This window comes from Streptomyces sp. 6N223, assembly GCF_052246635.1.
Classification (GTDB): domain Bacteria; phylum Actinomycetota; class Actinomycetes; order Streptomycetales; family Streptomycetaceae; genus Streptomyces.
Map to the genome: position 1 here is coordinate 24426 of NZ_JBQQCA010000010.1, position 16106 is coordinate 40531.

At 73.1% G+C, this 16106-nt stretch carries 16 protein-coding genes; 7 read left to right on the forward strand and 9 right to left on the reverse strand.

Annotated features, from left to right (window positions below; translation table 11 throughout):
- Positions 1-56: 56 nt before the first annotated feature.
- Positions 57-608 (reverse strand): DUF5324 family protein, encoded by a 552-nt coding sequence (locus ACTWQH_RS09025; protein WP_443285865.1) that lies wholly within the window; start codon positions 606-608, stop codon positions 57-59.
- 194 nt (positions 609-802) lie between these two features.
- Here ACTWQH_RS09025 and ACTWQH_RS09030 point away from each other — a divergent pair, with 194 nt between their 5' ends.
- Positions 803-1351 (forward strand): peptidylprolyl isomerase, encoded by a 549-nt coding sequence (locus tag ACTWQH_RS09030; RefSeq protein WP_443285866.1) that lies wholly within the window; start codon positions 803-805, stop codon positions 1349-1351.
- A gap of 130 nt (positions 1352-1481) precedes the next feature.
- Positions 1482-2366, forward strand: a complete 885-nt coding sequence (locus ACTWQH_RS09035; protein WP_443285867.1) for a rhomboid family intramembrane serine protease — start codon at positions 1482-1484, stop codon at positions 2364-2366.
- 199 nt (positions 2367-2565) lie between these two features.
- On the opposite strand, the gene crgA is transcribed toward ACTWQH_RS09035, so the two are convergent.
- Positions 2566-2832: a cell division protein CrgA gene (gene crgA, locus ACTWQH_RS09040; protein WP_443285868.1), complete on the reverse strand. Its 267-nt coding sequence runs from the start codon at positions 2830-2832 to the stop codon at positions 2566-2568.
- Positions 2833-3042: 210 nt separating this feature from the next.
- On the opposite strand from crgA, the gene ACTWQH_RS09045 reads away from it, so the two are divergent.
- From ACTWQH_RS09045 to ACTWQH_RS09060, 4 genes are read left to right on the forward strand one after another with little or no spacing between them, the layout of a single operon-like run.
- Complete coding sequence (locus ACTWQH_RS09045; protein WP_443285869.1) at positions 3043-3201, forward strand: hypothetical protein; 159 nt, start codon at positions 3043-3045, stop codon at positions 3199-3201.
- Positions 3202-3254: 53 nt separating this feature from the next.
- Positions 3255-3935 carry an aminodeoxychorismate/anthranilate synthase component II gene (locus tag ACTWQH_RS09050; protein ID WP_443285870.1) on the forward strand — a complete coding sequence of 227 codons (681 nt, stop codon included), beginning with the start codon at positions 3255-3257 and terminating at the stop codon, positions 3933-3935.
- A complete protein-coding gene (locus ACTWQH_RS09055) occupies positions 3932-5743 on the forward strand; it encodes a class E sortase (RefSeq protein WP_443285871.1) in 1812 nt (603 codons plus the stop codon). Before ACTWQH_RS09050 ends, ACTWQH_RS09055 begins: the two co-directional genes overlap by 4 nt.
- 35 nt (positions 5744-5778) lie before the next feature.
- Complete coding sequence (locus ACTWQH_RS09060; RefSeq protein ID WP_443285872.1) at positions 5779-6552, forward strand: class E sortase; 774 nt, start codon at positions 5779-5781, stop codon at positions 6550-6552.
- A 74-nt stretch (positions 6553-6626) separates the two neighbouring features.
- Here the strand turns inward: ACTWQH_RS09060 and ACTWQH_RS09065 are convergent, their stop codons facing one another.
- Positions 6627-7400: an FHA domain-containing protein gene (locus ACTWQH_RS09065; RefSeq protein ID WP_443285873.1), complete on the reverse strand. Its 774-nt coding sequence runs from the start codon at positions 7398-7400 to the stop codon at positions 6627-6629.
- A gap of 90 nt (positions 7401-7490) precedes the next feature.
- Between ACTWQH_RS09065 and ACTWQH_RS09070 the strand changes: the two genes are divergently transcribed.
- Positions 7491-8072 (forward strand): hypothetical protein, encoded by a 582-nt coding sequence (locus ACTWQH_RS09070; protein ID WP_443285874.1) that lies wholly within the window; start codon positions 7491-7493, stop codon positions 8070-8072.
- A 14-nt stretch (positions 8073-8086) separates the two neighbouring features.
- Here ACTWQH_RS09070 and ACTWQH_RS09075 read toward each other — a convergent pair whose 3' ends face one another.
- The 6 genes from ACTWQH_RS09075 to ACTWQH_RS09100 form a co-directional block, all read right to left on the reverse strand.
- The gene (locus tag ACTWQH_RS09075; protein WP_443285875.1) at positions 8087-8860 is read right to left on the reverse strand and encodes an FHA domain-containing protein; all 774 of its coding nucleotides are present in this window, start codon (positions 8858-8860) and stop codon (positions 8087-8089) included.
- A 98-nt stretch (positions 8861-8958) separates the two neighbouring features.
- The gene (locus ACTWQH_RS09080) at positions 8959-10941 is read right to left on the reverse strand and encodes a protein kinase domain-containing protein (protein WP_443285876.1); all 1983 of its coding nucleotides are present in this window, start codon (positions 10939-10941) and stop codon (positions 8959-8961) included.
- 144 nt (positions 10942-11085) lie between these two features.
- Positions 11086-12138, reverse strand: coding sequence for a right-handed parallel beta-helix repeat-containing protein (locus ACTWQH_RS09085; protein ID WP_443285877.1), 1053 nt, complete (start codon positions 12136-12138; stop codon positions 11086-11088).
- Between the two features lie 43 nt (positions 12139-12181).
- Entirely contained in the window at positions 12182-13114 is a 933-nt protein-coding gene (locus ACTWQH_RS09090; protein WP_443285878.1) for a right-handed parallel beta-helix repeat-containing protein, read from the reverse strand.
- 56 nt (positions 13115-13170) lie between these two features.
- The gene (locus tag ACTWQH_RS09095) at positions 13171-15684 is read right to left on the reverse strand and encodes an Hsp70 family protein (protein ID WP_443285879.1); all 2514 of its coding nucleotides are present in this window, start codon (positions 15682-15684) and stop codon (positions 13171-13173) included.
- Complete coding sequence (locus ACTWQH_RS09100; protein ID WP_443285880.1) at positions 15662-16057, reverse strand: hypothetical protein; 396 nt, start codon at positions 16055-16057, stop codon at positions 15662-15664. The genes ACTWQH_RS09095 and ACTWQH_RS09100 overlap by 23 nt, the downstream gene beginning before the upstream one ends.
- Positions 16058-16106 lie beyond the last annotated feature (49 nt).

A 16106-nucleotide genomic window follows, 5' to 3' on the forward strand; every position in this document is an offset into this window, starting at 1 on the left:
CCCGCCGGACCTCCGGCGGGAGGCCGGGGCCCGGCGGAAGCGGGCGGACGCCGCGGCTAGCCGGCTTCGCGCTGGGCGTCGGCGTCCATCTCCGCCTGCATCTGCTCCGCCTCCGCCTGCATCTCCTCCGGCGGCACCTCCGTCGCCGGGGACGGCTCCATCAGCCACTCCGGGCTCGACTGCCGCTCCCACCACTTCCAGGCCAGGAACGCCCCGCCCGCGACCAGCCCCAGCACGGTCAGCCGCCGCGCCGTCCGGCGCGCCCGCGCCCGGCGTTCCCGCCGCCGCACCGCGCACCGCAGATCCCGCGGCGTGAGGTCGCCGCGCAGCGCCGCCATGGCCACCCCGGAGCGCACCCGCGCCTCCCGGCCCGCCGGGCCCGCGGCCGCCGCCGCCTGCCGCAGCCGGGGCGCCAGCCGCTCGTCGTATCCCTCGCGCGCGGCCACGGCCGCCCGCCGGGCCCGCGGCGCCACGTACGCCCCGGCCTGCCGGGCCCCGCGCGCGGCCCCCTCGCCCGCGCTCGCCACGTACGGCTTCGCCGTCTGGACGGCATGCCGGACCCCCTGCCCCGGCCTCCCGTTCGACAGCGCCTTCGTGTCGCGCTTCACGGATCCCGCCTCCTTACGTTCCGCTAGCGATTCCTTGGTGATGCTTTGTACTAGCTATTCCTCTTGTCCACTCGTGCGCAAATCATGCCGGTTCCCGGGGCGCCACACACGTGAAACGCCCAACCTGCGCCCTGGCGTGTCGCGATCTCGTGGCAGGATCGGGGACCGTCACTGAAGTAGACGGAAGGCACATCGTGGCTCAGCAGCTCTACGCCACCCTGAAGACGAACCGCGGCGACATCGAGGTCCGCCTCTTTCCGAACCACGCGCCGAAGACGGTGAAGAACTTCGTCGAACTCGCCGAGGGCACCCGCGAGTGGGTCCACCCCGAGACCGGCGAGAAGTCCACCAACAGGCTCTACGACGGCACCATCTTCCACCGCGTCATCAGCGGCTTCATGATCCAGGGCGGCGACCCCCTCGGCAACGGCACCGGCGGCCCGGGCTACCAGTTCGAGGACGAGATCCACCCCGACCTCGCCTTCACACGCCCCTACCTGCTCGCCATGGCCAACGCCGGCCCCGGCCCGAACCGCACCGGCACCAACGGCTCGCAGTTCTTCATCACCGTGGCCCCCACCACCTGGCTCACCGGCAAGCACACCATCTTCGGCGAGGTCAGCAACCCGGCGGGCCAGCAGGTCGTCGACGCCATCGTCAACGCCCCCACCGACGCGCGCACGGACCGTCCCGTGCAGGACGTGGTGATCGAGAGCGTCACGATCGACACCCGCGAGGAGTGACCCGCCGGCGCCGGGAACTATTCCGCGGCCTCGACCGTACGATCGAGGTACGAACCCGAGGGCGAGGGCGCGGAACGGTTCCCGGCACCGCCAGTACCGCCGCCTCGCGGAGACCCGCGGAAGGGACACGATGGCGCAGCAGCAGGGGCCGCAGCCCCAGCAGCCCCAGCCCGGCGTCGCCAGCTGCTACCGGCACCCCGACCAGGAGACCGGCATCCGCTGCGCCCGCTGCGACCGCCCGATCTGCCCCGCCTGCATGATCGCCGCCCCCGTCGGCTACCAGTGCCCCGAGTGCGTCCACGGCTCCGACGCCGCCCGCGCGGCGCGCGCCGCCCGGCCCCGCACCGTCGCCGGCGCCCCCGTGGCGGCCGCACCCGGCCTCGTCACGAAGATCATCATCGGCCTCAACGTGGCCGTCTTCCTGATGGCGCTCGCCGCCGGCGACCGGTTCGTCACCGACCTCGACCTCGTCGGGTACTTCTCGACCCCCTGGGGCTCCGAGGGCGTGGCCGACGGCGAGTGGTACCGGATGCTCACCTCGGCGTTCCTCCACGACCGGATCTGGCACATCGGCCTCAACATGCTGGCCCTGTGGTTCCTCGGCCCGCCCCTGGAGGCCGCCCTCGGCCGCACCCGGTATGTGGCGCTCTACCTGATCTCCGCCCTCGCCGGCAGCACCCTCGCCTACCTCCTCACCCCCGCCGACCAGGGCTCGCTCGGCGCCTCTGGCGCGATCTACGGCCTCTTCGGCGCCACCGCCGTCCTCATGCGCCGCCTCAACCACGACATGCGGCCCATCGTGGTGCTGCTCGCCATCAACCTGGTGCTGAGCTTCACCTGGAGCAACATCTCCTGGCAGGCCCACATCGGAGGGCTGATCGCGGGAACGGCGATCGCCTACGCTATGGTTCACGCACCGCGCGAGCGGCGCACTCTGGTTCAGGCCCTCGCCTGCGCCGCACTCCTGCTGATCATCGCCGTCGCGTGCGCCGTGCGGACCGCCGCGCTGATCTAAGACGGCCGCCCCAAGTTTTCCACAGCCCGTGCCCGATCTTGTGCATGGGGTGGAACGCAGGGATCACAGGGGGTCCGTCGGGGCGTTACCGCAGGTGAAACGGCCCCCTGAGCCGAGTCGCCGCGCCTTGGCAGCCCGCGGCCACACCGAGTTATCCACACAGTTCGTGTGACCATGTGGAAAACATCGGTGACGGAGGTCACTTCCACTGCGTGGAGACGACGAACCCGACGGCGATGAAGCCGAAGCCGACCACGATGTTCCAGTTGCCGATGGCATCGACCGGCAGGTCGCCCTGCGTGACATAGAACACCACGATCCAGGCGAGCCCGATCACGAACATCGCCAGCATCAGCGGAGCCACCCACCGGCGGCCGCCTGCCCTCATGTCGATCTTCGTGGGCTGCCGCCTCTCCGGCGGAGAGTAGGTGTCCGACTTCTTCTTCCTGATCCGTGACTTCGGCACGAGAGGTACTCCTGTCGATCGCGCTTTACGGGCGCACCGAGCAACGCGTAGCTGGGGGATCGTCGGTTAGCGTAGTGCGTCCGGAGCCGATAAAGCAGCCCAGGGGCGGGTACGGGCACCGACGGTGCTCCAATGACCCGAACCACTCTGGTGTTTTGGCCTCTCGTCGTACGCTTGGGTCACACGTGGGACGGAGGAAGGTAAGGAACCATGTACGGCTGGATCTGGCGGCACCTGCCGGGCAACGTCCTGGTGCGATCGCTGATCTCAATCGGCTTGGTCCTCGGGGTCATCTACCTCCTCTTCCAGTACGTCTTTCCCTGGGCGGAGCCAATCCTGCCCTTCGGCGAGTCCGCCATCGAGGACTGAGCCGACGCGGGCGACCCCGCGACCCGATCAACGACGAGGAAGCGCAGCCGATCATGAGAAGCGACACCGCCCCCGCACCGCGCCGCATCCTCGTCGTCGACAACTACGACAGCTTCGTCTACAACCTCGTCCAGTACCTCTACCAACTCGGCGCCGAATGCCAGGTGCTGCGCAACGACGCCGTCACCACCCGGCACGTGGCCGAGGGCGGCTTCGACGGCGTACTGCTCTCCCCGGGGCCGGGAACGCCCGAGCAGGCGGGCGTCTGCATCGACATGGTCCGCCACTGCGCGGCGGCGCGTACGCCCGTCTTCGGCGTCTGCCTGGGCCTGCAGGCCATGGCCGTCGCCTACGGCGGCGTCGTCAGCCGCGCGCCCGAACTGCTGCACGGCAAGACCTCCGAGGTGACCCATGTCTCCTCCGGCGTCTTCGACGGGCTGCCGAGCCCGCTGACCGTCACCCGGTACCACTCGCTGGCCGTGGCCGAGGGCACGGTGCCGGAGGAGTTCGAGGTCACGGCCAGAACGGCGGGCCGCGGCGTCATCATGGGCCTGCGCCACCGCGAACTCCCCGTGGAGGGCGTGCAGTTCCATCCCGAGTCGGTCCTCACCCAGGGCGGCCACCGGATGCTCGCCAACTGGCTCACCACCTGCGGCGACCCCGGCGCCGTCGCCCGCTCCCACGGGCTGGCCCCCGTCGTGGGCCGCGTGGGCCACCAGGAGCCGGTGGCGTGACCACGGGGCACCCGGGAGGGGGGCGGGGGTGGGGGCCGGAGGACGACCCCTACGCCGCGCAGCCGGGTGAGCCCAGCACCGCGTACGGCGGCTACGACCCCCTTACGGACCCCCTCACGGACCCCCTGCCGGGGGCCGGGCACGGCGGGGACTACGACTCGTACGGCCCGCACGACCCGTACGGCCCGCAGGGCCCGTATGACCCGCAGGCCTACGGGTCCGAGGCGGCGTACGGGGCGCAGCAGCAGCCGTACGACCCGGCGGACTGGCAGGAGGCGTACACGCCGCCCACGGACGGCGGCCAGCCCTCCTGGGGCGGCACGGCCGAGGAGGGCGCCTACCCGCCGCCGGGACATGGCGGCGAACCGGCGGCCTGGGGCAACCCGGCGGCGGCGGACGCCTACCCCTCGCCGGACGGCGCCGGGTACGCCCCCGCCTGGGACGGCACGACCGGGACCGAGGAAACGCCGCCACCACCGGGCGAAGCGGACGCCTGGGGCACGACGGGAGGCGGCACGGCGCAGCCGGACGCCCTCCCGGGACCGACCGGCGGCGGACGCGCCGCGCGCCGCCGCGCGGCGGCAGCGGCGGAGGCCTCCGCGGCGGACGCCGGCGGCGAACCGGACGCCTGGGGCACCACCACCGAGGCCGTCCCACCCCCGACGCCCACCGGCGGCCGGGCCGCCCGGCGCAGGGCGGCCGCGGCCGATGGCGCAGCCGCCGCGCCACCCCCGGGCGGCCGGGCCGCGCGCCGCCGCGCGGCGGCCGGGGCGGAGCCGGACGCCTGGGGCGACACGGCCGGGAGTCCAGCCGGGAGTCCAGCCGGGAGCCCAACGGAAACACCCGTCGGCGAGGGCCGGGCCGCGCGCCGCCGCGCCGCGGCGGGCGCCGGCCGGGACGGCGGCGACCCGGAGACCGTCGGTCTGCGCCGGCCCGGCGGCGGGGCCACGCCGCCGCCACCCGGCGGCGGCAGGGCCGCGCGGCGACGGGCCGCTCGGGGCCCGGCCGCGGCCCCGCCGGTCGAGCCCCCTCCCGACGCCGGCCGCGCCGCCAGGCGCAAGGCCGCGAAGGCCGCGGCCAAGGCCGCCCGTCAGACCGGGACGGCGATCTCCAACGTCATCGGCGAGCTGTTCATCACCACCGGCGTGCTGCTCCTCCTCTTCGTCGTCTACCAGCTCTGGTGGACCAACTACGAGGCCAAGGCGAACGCCAACCGCGAGCGCGAGCAGCTCCAGGAGCAGTGGGAGAACGGCGGCGGCGACGGCAACGGCGGCGGCGGGAGCGGCCCCGACGGCCCCGGCGGCGCCCTCGGCCCCTTCTCGCCGGGCGAGGAGTTCGCCATCCTCTACATGCCCACCCTCGACGTGGCCGTCCCCATCGCCGAGACGACCGACGAGAACGACGTCCTCGACGAGGGCATGGTCGGCCACTACGCGGAGGAGGACGGCCTGCCGACCGCCATGCCCTGGGACGACGAGGGCAACGTCGGCCTCGCCGGGCACCGCAACACCCACGGCGAACCGTTCCGCTACATCAACCAGCTCGACCCCGGCGACCCGATCATCATCGAGACGCAAGACGCCTACTACACCTACGAGATGGCCAGCCGTCTCGACCAGACGGACCCCTCCAACACCGACGTCCTCGACCCGATCCCGACCCAGGGCGGATTCGACGAGCCCGGGCGTTACATCACTCTCACCACCTGTACGCCGGAATTCACCTCCACGTACCGTCTTATTGTCTGGGGGCAGATGGTCGAGGAGCGTCCGCGCGCGGAAGGCATGCCGGATGCCCTCGTCAACTGACCCGAGACGCTGAACGAGAGCGGAGGACACCGGCGGTGCCGGAGGAGAGCACGGAGCACGAGGAGCCGCACGGCACCACGACGCCGACAACACCACCATCGCGACGCGGGCGGCGGCGGATCGCCGCCGTGGTCGGGGTCATCGGCGAGCTGATGATCACCGGCGGCGTCCTCATAGGGCTCTTCGTCGCCTACTCCCTCTGGTGGACGAACATCGTCGCCAACCAGGAGGCCGAGCGCGACAGCGACGCCGTCCGCGAGTCGTGGGAGGCGGCCCCGGACGACGGGGACGACGCGACCGAGGTGCCGGCGTTCGACCCGGAGGACGGCATCGGCTTCCTGCACGCGCCGTCGATGACCGGCGACGACATCCTCGTCAAGGAGGGCGTGGACCTCGACACCCTCAACGGCGGCGTCGCCGGGTACTACGACACGCCCGTGGAGTCCGCGATGCCGTGGGAGGAGGAGGGCAACTTCTCGCTCGCCGCGCACCGGGACGGGCACGGGGCGAAGTTCCACAACATCCACCACGTCGAGGAGGGCGACCCGATCGTCTTCGAGACGCGGAACAACTGGTACGTCTACCGCGTCTACGCCATCCTCCCGGAGACCTCGAAGTACAACACCGGCGTGCTGGCCCCCGTCCCCGAGGAGTCCGGCCGCACCGAGGCGGGCAACTACATCACCCTCACCACCTGCACGCCGATCCTGAGCTCCGACTACCGGTACGTGGTCTGGGGGGAGCTGGAGCGCGTCGAGCCGATGGGCCCCAAGCGCACGCCGCCGCCGGAGCTGCGCGGGGAGGAGTGACCTGCGCGACGGGCGGCGGGCCGTCTTCGGCGTAACGCCTCAGCAGCGGCATGTTGACGCGGCGTCGCGGGCGGTCAGGCGTCCAGGTCGTCATCGAGCAGCGCGAGGTCGGGCGGCACGAGGGTCGTCGACTCGACGAGTCCCTTCAGGAGGTTGTGCTTGAGGGTGTTGTCGGAGGCGCCGCGCGGGTGGTTCTCGCGCAGGTCGTAGGGAAAGTCCCCGCTTCGCTCCAGGCGGTTGCGGACGTCCTCGATCCGGTGGGCGATCCTCGGTTCGGTCCACCGGCCCTCCGGCTGGAGGTAGCGGAGCTGCTCGGCGGCCTGGCGGTACGACAGCGGGCGGGGCTGCGCCTCGTACAGCAGGTAGTGCTGGCCGAGGACGACCAGGAGGAGGCGTTCGTCGTCCTCCAGGTGCCACCGCTTGGGCGGCACGGTGCGGGCGCTGCGACGCGAGCCGGGGCCGGGCTCGTCGTGGTCGGTGACGTACAGCTCGACCAGGTGCTCGCGGTAGCCGGAGCCGCGCACGAAGACGGGCGTGTAGCCGGCGTCGAGGGGGATCGGCTCGGTGGCGGCGTGCATCATCTGGCCGCGCGGCAGGCGGACGAGCTGCTGCCCGGTGTTCCGCAGCCACCAGTGGCTGTCGCGGTACGCCAGCTCGCCGTGGCGGCGGCTGACGCGCAGGTCGTCCTCGCCGACGGGGAGGTCCACCTCGGGCTGCTCGCCGCGGCCGAAGCGGATGACGCGGCCGTGCTGGGGGGCGATCCTGATGCCGCCCGACAGGGAGCGCGCGTGGAGCGTGCCGGGCCGCGAGGGTGGGGCACCGTGGGCCAGGCTGTCGCGTCGTCTCATCGCCGGTCTCCTTCCGGATGGGTCGTTCCCACCCCACTCTCCCGGGCGTTCTCGGGACCCCTCACCGGACGCCCCGGATACAACGGCGTCATGAAGACGACTGCGAAGCAGAGGACGACGGGGACGAGGCTGGCCGCCGCCGCGGGCGTGGGGCTGGCGCTGGCGCTGGCGCTGTCCGGCTGCGGCTCCGAGGACGGGTCGGGGGACGGGTCGCGGGACGGGTCGGGGAACGGCGCGGCCGGGCCGGAAGAGACGGAGGCAGAGGGGGACGAGGCGCGGGAGCCGGCGAAACAGCCGCCGTCGCCGTCCGAGGAGGAGACCTCCGAGGAGCCGCCGCCCGAGGAGGAGCCCGAACCCGAGCCGGAGCCGGAGCCGTCCAACGACGGCGGCGGCGGGGGCGGCGGGGGCGGCGGGGGCGTAGATGCCTGCTATGACCTGGACTGCGAGATCACCGTGACGGAGGGCACGGACATTCCCGCCGACGGCACGTACGGGATCACGCTGGTCACCGTCGCGAGCGTCAGCCCGGAGGACGTGACCATCGAGGCCACCGGTCCCGGCATCGGCCTGGGATGCGGGGGCTCGTCGCCCGGAAGCTGCGGAATGAACGGCGTCCAGGTCGACTTCGAGGTGATCGGCGCCGACAGGGTAGCCCTGTCCTTCACTCCCTGAGTATCAGCCCGCCGTCACAGGTCGAGTTCCGCGAGGTCCGGCGGGACGAGGGTGGTGGAATCGACCAGTTCGGTCAGGAGGTTGTGCATGAGGGTGTTGTCGTAGGCGCGGCCGTTGTCCGTGTCCGGCACCAGCGGGCGGCGCACCCTGCCGCTCTCGTGGAGGCGCTTGCGCACCGCGTAGAGGATGTCGTCGACCCGGCGTGTGGTCCACGGCCGCTCCGCGTCGGGGAAGAGGATGTTCAGCTGCTCCACCACGCGCCGTCGCGGCAGCGGGCGCGCGTCCGGCTCGTAGCGGATGTAGTCCTGGCCGAGGACGACGAGGACATGGCGTTCCTCCTCCTCGAGGTGCCACCGGCTCGGCTTGATGGTCGGGGCCCCGGCCCGGGATCCGGGGCCGTCGTGCTCGTGGTCGGTGACGTACAGCTCCAGGACGTGCTCCCGGTAGCCGGTGCCCTGGACGAAGACGGCCGTGTAGCCGGGGGAGAGCGGTATGGGGTCCGTGGTGGCGTGCATCTTGCGGCCGGAGGGCAGTCGCAGCAGCCGGTCTCCGTCGTTGCGCAGCCACCAGCTGCGGGCGTCGTAGCGGACGGCGCCGTGGGCGCGGCTGACCCCCAGGTCGTCGCGGCAGACGGGCACGAAGTCCGCGCGGGTCTCCTCGGCGCGCCCGAAGCGTACGGTCCGGCCGGGGATGGGCGGGACCTTCAGGCCCCCGGCCAGCGACCGCGCGTGGAGCGTGCCGGGCGGCCCGTACTCGGCGTCGGTGAGGTGGGCCAGGCTGCGTGTCATCGCTGTTCTCCCAACGTTCGCGGTTCCTCGTCGCGGTCGCTCCAGACTGCGCCGTGGCCGCGGGGATCCCTCTCTTGTACGCTTCCCGCCACGCTCCGTTACGATGACGCCGCCGCGCTGGCGGCCGCGGCGAGGGTGGAGGCCGTCTCGCACAGGCGGCTTGCCGGCTCCTCGCCGTCCACCACCAGCTGCACCATCTCGACGACGTCGTGGCCCCCCGAGCTCTCGTAGGAACGGTGTTCCACCCGCACCATGCACGTTCCCGGGCCGTCCCCCTCCGGCATGACGACGGCGTCGCGGCCGGCGAGGCGGGTGGGCGTGCCCTCGCCGTAGTACAGCGAGCCCCCCTGGTCGAACCGGAGGTTCACCAGCAGATCGTGGCTGGTGCTTCCCCATTCGCACTCCCAGTTGCCGTAGCCGACCTCGGGGTCGGTCACGTCGACGCCGGGGATGACGGCGGCCAGGTCCCGGCCGGTGAGCAGCGTGCAGGCGTCCCGTCTGGCCAGCGAGTCCGGCGCGAGGGAACGCCGGTCGAGCTCGCGCCCGGCGTCCCGGGCCTCGGCGATGGCGGCGGCGGCCGACTCGGTCGCGGTGTCGGCGATGTCGCACAGCGCGGGCTCCGGCTCGCTCGCGTCGGCGACGATCCAGACCACGGTGTCGCGGACCGGGCTCGGCAGCGTCAGCCCCCGGACGCACTCCTCCGCCTCCTCCGGGTGCGCCACCACGTCGATGCCGTGGAGGGTGCGTGCCTGTGCTGGCCCCTCCCCGAGCGAGCCCTCGTCGAAGTAGGCCTGGAGGTCGATGGAGGTGTCGTCCTCGTTGCCCTCCGGGTAGACGAGGAGGTCGCACCGCTCGAACTGGCCGTACGCCGGGTCGATCTGGGTGCTGCCGAAGCGGGCGAGCGGGACGGCGTCGAGGAGGGAGCAGGGGTCGGCCGTGTGCGGGTCGCCGAGGACGGAGACGGGCGTCCCGGGGTCGTCGTCGCGGAGCTTGAGGGCCGCGGCCCCCGCGGCGACGAGCACCAGGGCCAGGGCTGCGGCAGTCAGGTGCGTCCGGCGGCGGCGCCACCAGGGGCGGCGTTCGCCCGCGGGCGCGTTGGCGGGGGAGTCGTGGCCGGGGTCCTCCTCCGGCGGCTTCGGCGACTCCGGCGCCCGTGGCGACTCCGGCGCCTGTGGCGTTCGGGCGGGGAGGGCGGAGCGGCGTGGCGGCGGCGCCGTGCGGTCCGCGATGGCCTCCAGGAGTGCCTTGGCCGCGGCGGCGTCGGGCCGCCGCGCCGGGTCGGGCCGCAGCATCGCGTCGAGCGCCTGGCGCAGCGGCCCGACCCTGTCGTCGATGTGGACGACGCCGTGCTCGGCCCGCCAGGCCGCGAAGCGCTCCGCGCGCTCCCCGTCCGGCTCCTCGCCGCTGTCTTCCCCACCGTCGCTGCCGTCGCTGCCGTCGCTACCGTCGCTGCCGTCGTCGCCGTCGTCGCCGTCGTCGCGCTCGACGGGGTCGCGCGGGGGCGATCCGGTGACCAGCGCGTGGAGCGTCGTTCCCAGGGTGAAGATGTCCGAGGCGGGCAACGGCGCGCGGCCGAGGAGGAGTTCGGGGGGCGCGAACGGGACGGTGAAGCTCAGCGGCCCGTTCCGGGTGTCCCGGCTCTCCATGCGGAACGCGGCGCCGAAGTCGAGCAGCTTGGCGTCGCCCCGCTCGGTGAGACCGATGTTGGCGGGCTTGACGTCGCAATGGACCAGGCCCGCCTTGTGGAGGGTGGTCAGCGCGTCCGCTATCTGCGCGCCGACGCGCGCGGCCCGTCCCGGGGGCATCGTGCGCTGGTCGAGGCTGCCGCCCCTGACGAACTCGAGGACGAGCCAGTCGGATCCGCCGAACGCCTCGTCGTGGAAGAGGGTGACCACGTGCGGGCTGTCGATCCCGGCCACGGCCCGCGACTCGGCGCCGACGTCCGGGGTGGGCTTGAGGACCACCTGGCGTCCCTTGGCCTTCTGGTGGGCGAGCCACACCTCCCCGCTGCGGCCCTCGCCGACGACTCGGATGAGTTCGTACCGGTCGTACCGGCCCTCGACGACTTCTCCAGGTCGCACCGGCCTGGCCCCTTCCCCTCACTCACCGTTGATGGCAGGAACATAGTGGGTGAGGGGATCGACGCGGGCTTGCGGGGAGGAATAAGCACCTGCGGAGGCGTCCATTTACATCAGGCCCACGCGCGTGGGCGACGTGTGGAGGCCCTACCGCCCTGCTGCCTCCGCCTCCCGCGTCGGTTCGACGTTCGTCAGGCCGCTGCCGGCGTTGCTGACCGTGTTGTCGGCGTGGACGAGGTTCGGGTTGTCGCCGCAGTCCTCGGGGTCCTCGATGTTGATGGCGTAGCCCTCGGCGCCGCCGAGGTCGGAGTCGTTGGCGCGGAAGACGTTGCCGCAGCCGTAGCCCTCGACGATGATGTGCGTCTGGAAGCCGTCCTTCAGCTCGCCGTCGCCGCCGAAGGTGCCGGTGTTGCCCTCGATGAGGTAGTGGAGGCCCTTGACGTCCATCCAGGAGTCGGCGTAGTTCTCGCCGGATATGCCGTCGCCGTCGAAGGTGTTGCCGCTGACGACGCCGTCCTCGGTGCCCTCCTTGATGTCGATGTGCTCGGCGGTGACGTTCGGGCCGATGGTGTTGTTCAACGCCTGGTTGCGGTCGCTGCGGTCGGGGCCCTCGCCGCCGTTCTCGCCGAAGTCCTCCCAGTTGCTCTCCGCGGAGCCGAAGTAGATGCCCTCGCCGTACTGGGGCTGTTCGAGGCCGGTGTCGTGGATGACGGAGTTCTGGATGACGTTGTCGGAGCTGGAGGTGCGGAAGTGGACCGCCTCGGCGGCCACGTCGTACACCTCGACGTCGTCGATGGTGACGTGGTCGGCCTCGTCGAGCACGATGCCCTTGGAGGCGTCGGCGACGGTGAAGCCGGTGAGGTTCCAGTGGTCGGCGCCGTCGAGGTGGAGGCCGTAGCCGTCGCCGTTGGACAGGACGGCGTCGCGGGGGCCGGTGAGGGTGAGGGGCGCGTCGGCGGTGCCGGAGGCGGTGGGGGCGAAGTCTCGCTCGTCGCCCTCGTAGTCGCCGGGGGCGAGGCTGATCGTGTCGCCGGGCTCGGCGTCGTCCAGGGCCTGGGACAGCTCGTCGGCGGTGCCGACCTCGATGGTGCGCGCCGCCTCGGCGCCCGTCGCGAACGGGGCCGCGAGCGCGGCGGTGCCGGCGGTGGCCGCCGCGACGGCGGCGAGGAGGATGACGGGTCGGTGGGTGCGCGTGGTCACGCTGCTCCTTGGTCCTTGTGGGTGTGTGGTCCTTGTGGGTGTCTCAGGGCTGGCCGCCGGGCTCGGGGCCCTCGTAGCCGGGGAGGGAGGAGTCGTCGATGCCGACCCAGTAGCCGATGCCCGGGTCGTAGGCGTTGTCGTCCGTCACGCGGGCGCCGGTGGAGCCGATGGCCAGGCCGATGGCGTGGTGTGTGGGGGCGGCGAAGGTGTTGCCGCTGATGGTGACGTTCCGCACGTCCTCGAACATCAGGGCCTGGGAGGCGTCGAGCGTCTCGAAGTAGTTGTCGCGGATGGTGAGGTCGGAGGTGGTGCCCTCGCCGTCGCCCTCGCCGTCGTTGGGGCCCTCGGCCATCAGGCCCATGTTGTCGATCTCCTCGCAACGGTTGCCCTGGATGAGGACGTCGCGGCTGGGCGGGGAGTCGCTGGCGTAGGTCTGCATGCAGTCGGCGTGGGCGCCGGTGCTGTTGTCGGTGCCGGTGATGGTGTTGTTGAGGATCGTCAGGTCGCTGCCGAAGAAGCGGATGCCGTCGCCGTCGCCGCCCTGAGGGCTGGTGATGGTGGTGTCCCGCAGGGTGATGCCGGTGCCCTCCATCCATACGCCGGGCGCCTCGGGTTCGTCGAGGACGAAGCCGCGGACGACGACGTGGTCGGCCTCGATGTCGATGCCGCGGACGGCGCCGTTGCGGCCGCGGTAGGTGACGGGATCGGCGGCGGTGCCGCCGTGGGTGATGACGAGGCGTTCGCCGGCGAGGTCGCCCGCGAAGCAGACGACGTCGCCGGGGGCGGCGGCGGACGCCTCGTCCGGTGTGTCGACGAGGAGGGTGCAGTCCGGGGCGCCGGACGCTGCTGCCGCGTCCTGGGTGTCCGCGGCCTCCGCGGCGCTGGCCGCGCTGGACGCGCCTAACGCCTGCCAGGCGCAGGCGAGTACGCCCGCGAGGGCGGCGCAGCCGAGGACGATGCTTCGTGTCGCGTGCATGGCACCGACGCTAGCCGCGCGGGGCGGGACCCTTCCCATGCCCCGGGGCCCGCAGGCTAGCCCGCCGACTGGACCGTGCTGATGTCGCCGAGGTCGGGCGGCGGCAGGGGCTCGGGCATCATGCCCTGGAGCTCCATGTTGATCGAACGCAGCCGCTCCTGCTGGTCGGCGTCCCGCGCCCGGCGGCCCTCGGCGATGAGGCGGTCGGCGCGGGCCGGGTGCCGCATCTGGTCCCGGCTGCGCGCCAGGCTGTCGAAGACGAGCGGCTGGAGCACGCCCGCCCGGTCCAGCACCCGCATGGCGTGCTCGCGCAGCCGCCCCGTGCGCTGCCGCAGCAGGTCCGGATCGCGCGCCTCGATCGCCTCGGCGATCTCCCGCTCGTAGATCGGCAGATCCTCGCGGTCGCGCGCGCTGCCGTGGGCGATGACCAGGTCGCGGGCCTCGGTCATCACCGACTCGGCCTCGCGCACCAGCGCAGGCCAGGCCAGCTCGTCCTCCACCTCGTCCAGCGCCAGGCACAGCGTCAGCAGGCAGGCGTGGGCCCGCGCCGCCTCGCCCGCGTCGGCGCGGGCCGCCGCCACGGCCCGGTCCAGCTCGCCGACCAGGTCCTCGTCCTCCACGCGCGCCAGCTGCATGTCGGCGACGGGGCTGTCGGAGGGCGCCGCGCGGTGGCGGGCGCGCAGCGCGGCGAGGCGGGCGCGTTCGGCGTCCGCGTCCGCCGCCAGCCGCTCGTGGTCGATGACGGGCTCGCTCAGCAGGCTCAGGGTGGTCTCGAACGCCTCGTCCAGCAGCGGCACGAAGGCGCTGACCTTCACGAGACGGGAGGCGTCGATCTCGATGGTGAGCTTCACCTCGCTGCCGGCCGGCACGGTGCGGTGCACCAGGTCGGCGCCGACCTCGATGCGGCCGATCACGCGGTTGCGGTCGGCGCGCGGGCGTTCGCCCTCCAGCACCGGGATGCGGATCAGGCCGCCGCCGCTGCCCCGGTCCACGCTGACGGTGGTGCGCAGCGGCGCGGTGCGGCGCACCGGGAGGCGGGCGCCGCGTTCGACGAGCGGGCGGACGGCGTTCCCCGCGAGGCCGACGCCGATGGCGTGGGTGAGCATCGGGTCGGTCTCCACCGAGCCGACGGTGTAGGTGAGGTGGCCGGGCGTGATGGGCTGCCGGGTGCCGGTGGCGTCGGTGAGGTGGATGTCGTAGACGTTGCGGCGGCCGGGCTCGGCGCGCAGCGTGCAGGTGAACGCCCCGCGCTCGGTGAGCGCGATGCGGCCCGAGCGCCACTCCTGGGAGACCAGCTCGACCGACATGCCGGGCGGAGGGTCCTGCCGCTCGGCGGTGCGCACCCTGCCGACCACCACCGGGTCCAGGTCGGGGCTCACGCGCGGGTACTCGCAGCGCACGGCGTACGCCCCCGGGGGCGCGGCCGGGGCGCCCGCCGCCGCGTGCCGTTCGGGCAGGGCCTGCGCCCCGGCGAAGATCGCGGCGCCGCGCGCCACGACCGTCATGGGGTCGTGGGCGAAGTCCAGCGGGATGCCCAGGCCCTCGCGGGGGTCGGCCAGCCGCTGGCGCAGGTAGGGCATGGCGGTCTGGCCGCCGGCCATCAGCACCTTCTCGACGTCGTCCGGGCCGATGCCCAGCTCGCCCAGGGCGGCGCGGCAGAGGTTGACGGAGCGGGTGACGAGCGGCTCGGCGAGGCGTTCGACGTCCGAGCGGCGCAGCTCGACGTCGACGTCGTAGCGGCGGCGTTCTGCGTCGGGCAGTTCGACGAAGACGTCGGCGGTCTCGGCGCGGGAGAGCCGGATCTTGGCGGTCTCGGCGGCCTGCTTGAGCTTGGCGACGGCCGCGTTCCAGCGCGGGTTGCCGCGCGCGAGCCCTGCCAGCTGGGGCACCTGGCGGACGGCGGCGGGGATCAGCAGCTCCTCCACGATCTGCCAGTCGATGAGCTTGCCGCCCAGGTAGTTGTCGCCGCCGTGGCCGACGACGGAGAACTCGCCGTCGCGCAGCCGGATCACGGCGGCGTCGAAGGTGCCGCCGCCCAGGTCGTACACCAGCCAGGTGGCGTTCTCCTCGGTGGCCTGGAAGCCGTAGGCGTGCGCGGCGGCGGCGGGCTCCTGGAGCAGCGGGGTGTGGTCCAGGCCCGCCAGGCGCGCGGCGCGCTCGGTCGCCTCGCAGGCGCTGAGGTCGAACGCCGCCGGCACGGTGATCACGGCGGCGCGGACCTCCTCGCCGAGGCGGGCGGCGGCGTCCGCGCGCAGCGACTTGAGCACCTCGGCGGACAGTTCCTCGGGGGTCATGGTGCGGCCGGAGTCGGCGAAGCGCTTGTCCTGCCCGGCGGTGCCCATGCGCAGCTTGAACTCGGTGCAGGCGTTGCCCGGGTCGGACTCGCCGCGTTCGCGCGCGGGGGCGCCGACGAACAGCCGCTCGCGGCGGTCGATCCACACGGCCGACGGCGTCGTCTCCTGCCCCTCGTTGTTCTTGATCACCTCGGTGCTGACGCCGTTCAGGACGGCGACGGCGCTGTTGGTGGTGCCGAGGTCGATCCCGACGTCAATCGTCGTCCTGCTTCTCACTGTCCTTGTCCTTCTCCTCGTCAAGGGGTATGCCGACGATGACCTCGCCCCTGGCCAGGGCCTCGCCGTGCAGGTAGACCGCCGGGCGGACGGTCTCGATGACCTCCTCGCGGGCGAGCCCCGGCGTCGGCTGGTACGCCAGCACGCGCAGCCGCATCCCGGGGTCGAACGCCGTGCCCTCGAAGCCGCGCATGGTGAACCCCGCCTCGGCGAGCGCGTCCGCCACGCCCTGCGCGTGCCGCCGCACGGCGGCGGGGGTCGCGTCGGCGTGCGCCTCGACGCGGGCGGCGAGCCGCCACACGGCGGTGGCGACCTCGGCGAGCGCGGCGGGGTCGAGGGCGGCGGGGTGGGTGTTCTGGTTCGTTCGGTCCATTGGATTCAGGGGGTTCGCAGGGTTCATTGGGTTCATTGGGTTCATCGCG